Below are 5064 nucleotides of genomic sequence, written 5' to 3'. Positions count from 1 at the left end.
GTAAGGTTGTAAGATGCCGGAATACCTGTACCACCTGTAGTTTGGGCATAAACAGCAGAATAACTCCAAGTTTGATAACCAGAGTAATTAGCCACACCATTTGCGTTTCCAATAATACCATAACTTGCACGTACTTTAAGGTCATTTAACCAGTTTGAAGTATTTTTCATAAATTCTTCACCAGAAATTCTCCATCCTGCACCCAGTGACCAGAAAGTTCCCCATCTGTTTTCAGGTAACTTAAATTTTGAAGACCCATCGCGACGAACTGAACCTTGTAAAAAATACCTGTTATCATAGTTATAGTTAGCTCTGGCAAAATAACTCTCCATATTACGAATGTCTATGGTGCCACCAGGATTAGTGAAAGTTCCGCCGTCATATCTTCCTACAAAGTTAGCATAACTTAAAAATTCAGGAATAAGTTCATAAGATGATCTATAGTTTAAGCCTTCAGCTCTGTATGAATCATATTCATGTCCTAATAAACCTTCAATGCTATGCTTGCCTATAGTTTTATTATAGTTCAATAACTGCTGTGCATTCAAGATCGCTACATTACTAAATACTTTTCCAAAAGCCCCAACACCTTGTGCCTGTCCCGTTTCACTGTTCCAGTAACGTGTACGAACCTCATTAAATCTATCATAGGAGAAATTAGAGGTAAAAGTTATATCATCATGAAGTTTAATTTGCGCGTAAGTTCTTGTATTTAAATCTCCCGACTCTCTATTGTCCGTGTCCATATCAAGAACTTTCAATAAATTAGCATTGCTATAGGCAGAAGAAGTTAAACCAAGTGGTGAATAAGTATCACCTGCAAGAACATGCACTTTTTTCTCGCCATTTTCATATACATAATTGCCATCCTTATCGTGTGCATAAAGCTGAATAAGTTGATTTTGACCATTTATGTATCTAAAAACATTTGAAGCAGCACTTCCTGGATTACGGCCAAAACGAGTAGATGGCGATTGCGTATTACGTACACCATACATCACGTTTGTTCCCATTTTTAACCAGTCAAAAACCTGTGCATTAATATTTGCTCTTCCATTAATACGCGAAAATTTTGAGCCTCTTATATAAGATGGATCCTGCAAATATCCGCCAGAAAAGAAATAATCAATTTTATCACCTCCTCCGGAAATGGATAAATTGTATTCCTGACGAAACCTGTCTTCCAACACAAACTGATCATAGTTTTCATTGTATAATAAATTTGCATTTGGGTTCAATTTTCCGTCAGGATTGACCAAATAAGCTCCGGAAATCGTTTTACTAGCGGTAGCCCCGGAACCCGTTGGTGTATAAATTGCTCCCGGTACATCATACAACATCCAGTTACCTAAATTATTCATTTGAAAATTAGTAGTTGAACCTGTATAATCAAAAAGGTGAGCACTCGCAAATTGAGCAGCAGCATCATGACTCATGTTTGGATTCTGAACATTTGTGGTGTATCTTCTTGAAGCACCAGAACCATCCACTCCGTATCTCGCTGAGTTATAGATGGACAGCCATGCATATTCGTAAACATCTTTTGGGTCGTCCATCTTATCATATTGAAAAGGTCCAGCCTGATTAATACCAAACTTACCTTCAAAAGAAACTCTGGCCTGTCCCTTCTTTCCTTTTTTAGTTGTCACTAAAACCACACCATTTGCACCTCTGGAGCCATATAATGCTGTTGAAGCTGCATCCTTAAGAATTGTTACACTTTCAATATCTTTTGAACTGATGGTAGCCAGTGGGTTTGCATTTTGCGCAGGTACACCATCAATAACAACCAGGGCATCTGATGTACTTTGTGAAGCAGAACCTAAACCTCTGATTCGAATTCCCATATCAATACCAGGCTGGCCATCTACTGCCGAAACCTGTACTCCTGGAGCAGCTCCTTCTAATGCTCTACTCACCGTAGAATTTGATTGCATACTAAGCGCTTTGTTGTCAATGGTAGAGATTGAGCCGGTTAAGTCTCTTTTTTTAGCAGTACCATAAGCCACAACAACGACCTCATTTAGGTCTGTGGTTTGCTCTTTTAATCGAATAGTAGTATTATAATTACCCTGAATTTTTAGAGTGGCTTCCATAAAGCCAAGATAGTTGAATGTTAGAGTAGAATTTTCGCTACTCTTGATCTCAAACTGACCATTTTCATCGGTCGAAGTTTTATTTTTGGTAAAAGAATCTGAAACGGAGACGCCCAAAATCGGCAATCCTTTAGCAGCATCCACTACTTTACCTCTTACAATCTTAGTCGTTTGACCGAATGTTTGGGTGGTCATTATTAGCGATAATATTATCGCCAAGAACGAAAATAAATTAGGTACTTTTTGTCTCATAAATTGTAGTATCAATTAGGTTTTAAATTTGTGTTTTTGTAAATTTCAGCGTTACTGTTTTACCAGCAACTATTCTGCAGCTGCTTTATCAGGCTGCCCGCGCTGCGACAAGATTTCCCTCCTTTCTATAGTTTTTTTTATAATTTGTAAAAATATTTTATTAAAAGTTTAATATATGATAAAATGCATTCATTGCCACCCATTCGTCATTTTATATTCATTTTGTAAGTATATGCAATATCAATTATAAAATAAATCAATTGTTAATTGCTTTTCTGAAAACAACTGATATAAAGCGACTTACAATTCATAAAAAAACCCTGCTTCACCAATGTAAAGCGGGGTTTTATAAAGTTTGAAGTATTAGAGATCTATTAATTTGATATGTATATCACCTTATATATTTTTGTTACACCATTAAAATCAAATGTCACCTCCGCCGTGCCTGTGCGGGATGTTGCTTGTTTAATGGATACTTTTACAGCGGGGTTATTGGAAGTAGCTTTTACCAGGGGTATTGCCGACGAGGCAGCATCGACTTTATAAGAAACCTCAAAGTTTGCATAATCGGTTAGGCCATTATCATTTGTAGAACGCAGGGGAGTATTTGGTAATTCTATAGTTTTTCCATTGACAGTTATATTTACCACAGGAGGCACAGGACGTACCAGCTTTTTGTTTTTAGCACTGAAGCCAAGTCCTATAAAATCAAACAGCCCTTCATGATCTGCCCCTTCAGCAACCAGGTAAACAGCATGCTTTTTATCCAAATGATCTACAAAATTAGCCACATCAACAGTGAACTGTGCAGTCTCTTTTTTTGCATTTGCAGGAACAGTGATCTCACCTATCTTCTTACCTTTCCAGGTGGGGTTATCCCATGGCCCATCTATCCATACATTCACCTTGAAAGCTTTATCAGTTTTTGGCTTAAGGAACAGGTTAAATGAAGTATGATTTCCTTTTTTGGTCCCTTCAAAAGCCTTCAAACCTAACTTATCTTGATTTAGCCCACCAAAGCCGAAATATTTAAAGCCTACAATATGTCCATTCTTAACATCTGTAACAGGCATATGGTTATCCCAAATATCCCACGAATCCTGTTGAATACTGATATCAGATAAGTAACTTGCATAACCTGCCGAATAATATTGATAAGGATCAAGGCCATATACATGAAACCCTTCTGAGGTTACTTCAGCACCCTTATATGCTCTGCCTTGTTGATCTTTTACAGTCCAGCTATTGTCTGCTGCATAAGGATCATAACCTGTAATGGATACTGTTCCTCCTGCGGTCACAGGTTTTTCGTCCCAATGTATTTTGACAGGGGCAACAACTGCCTGACGAGCGAAACCAAATCCACGGGGAGGTCTGTGGTAAAACACATACCACTGACCGTTGATCTGCTCAATACTTCCATGCGTATTATGCCCTGCATTACTTGTTGTTATACCTGTTCCATCCTGATTTAATACTGGTGCACGCGAGTCCACCAATACCCCTCCACTTTTCCATGGACCTAAAGGCGAATCTCCTATAAGGTAACGCAATGTAGAATTAGAGCTCCCCACGCCATATTCAGGGCCAGAGTAACCACTATATACTGATATATATTTATTCCCTACCTTACGGATGGAAGATGCTTCGAAAAAATTAAAAGAGCCAAGATCTTCGCCTGATAAAATCTGCGGATATTCCGTACCTTGGGGATCCCGTAAGACGCCATACCGGGCACTGGCAGGAATAAAACGATCTATAATTTTTCTACCTGGCCGTAGGGAATACATAGTTTTCTGATCTAATTCGGCTGCAAGAGACCTTTGAAACCCCCAATAAGCATATGCCCTGAATCCAATTTCGTAATCGGGATCTTTAGGATCGGTGATGTATTCAACAAACACCGCAGGATCAAATCCGAGGATACTTCCAGGAAGGGTACGTTTTCCATCGTCAGTCAAATTAATTGGTTGGAAGGGACCATCAGGACGACTGCTTTTCACCACCATTGCTTCCCTATGCTGCCCCCGGCTATGTGGGTACAAATAATATTCCTTTGTGCCATCTTTTCTTTTCACTTCAACTAAATCAGGTGCATACATCACATCCCACTGCCCATCGATCTTGTAGGTAAAAATGGCACCCTCATTACGCCAGCTGGAGAGGTCTTCTACTGGCGCTGACCACATCCTTATATCCGGGCCACAGTAACTCGTTAACCTCAAATCATGAGATCCAATAATATAGGCGCGGAATTTCCCCGGATGATCAGGGTCTTCAAAAACACGTGGCTCTCCATCGGGCAAATGTTCCCATAAAGGCAGGTAAGGATTTCCTGCAGTTTTATGTATAAATTTAGGCTGTTCATTGTTTTTTTTGACATGCTGCTGTGCTCTTAAATCCATTACAGAAAATAAGGATGCAGTCACAAAGAAAAATACTGCGAATTGCTTGTTTAAAAGGAATGTTAAAATCTTCATAAATGATCTAATATTGATTACCTGTCTTTGTACTTTATTGAACTCGCCAAACACATACCAGCAGACGAGCTCCACATGAGTAGCTGGCCAGCTTTGCATTGCAGCATTCGACAAAACAAAAGTATCTCCTTAAAAATGTTCGAGGGTATCAAACCGATAAATTAAGGGATCAAATGTTCAAAAATCATCATGAAGTTGGCGGATGAAGAAAAACAGCGCTCCATACCGAACTTGGG

General features: G+C 39.0%; 2 protein-coding genes. Both read right to left on the bottom strand.

The window, feature by feature from the left end:
* A partial coding sequence (locus tag ACR2F7_RS10850) for a SusC/RagA family TonB-linked outer membrane protein (RefSeq protein ID WP_432713582.1) occupies window positions 1-2291 on the bottom strand: 2291 nt, incomplete at its 3' end.
* 431 nt (window positions 2292-2722) lie between these two features.
* Window positions 2723-4828 (bottom strand): hypothetical protein, encoded by a 2106-nt coding sequence (locus tag ACR2F7_RS10845; protein WP_432713581.1) that lies wholly within the window; start codon window positions 4826-4828, stop codon window positions 2723-2725.
* Window positions 4829-5064 lie beyond the last annotated feature (236 nt).

Source organism: Pedobacter sp., assembly GCF_045628745.1.
GTDB lineage: Bacteria > Bacteroidota > Bacteroidia > Sphingobacteriales > Sphingobacteriaceae > Pedobacter.
Note: the sequence above shows the minus strand (reverse complement) of the source record. Positions and strands in the feature narration are given on the sequence as shown.

Coding starts and splice junctions, on each gene's coding strand:
- ACR2F7_RS10845 (WP_432713581.1), bottom strand. CDS start 4,828: ATGAAGATTTTAACATTCCTTTTAAACAAGCAATTCGCAGTATTTTTC.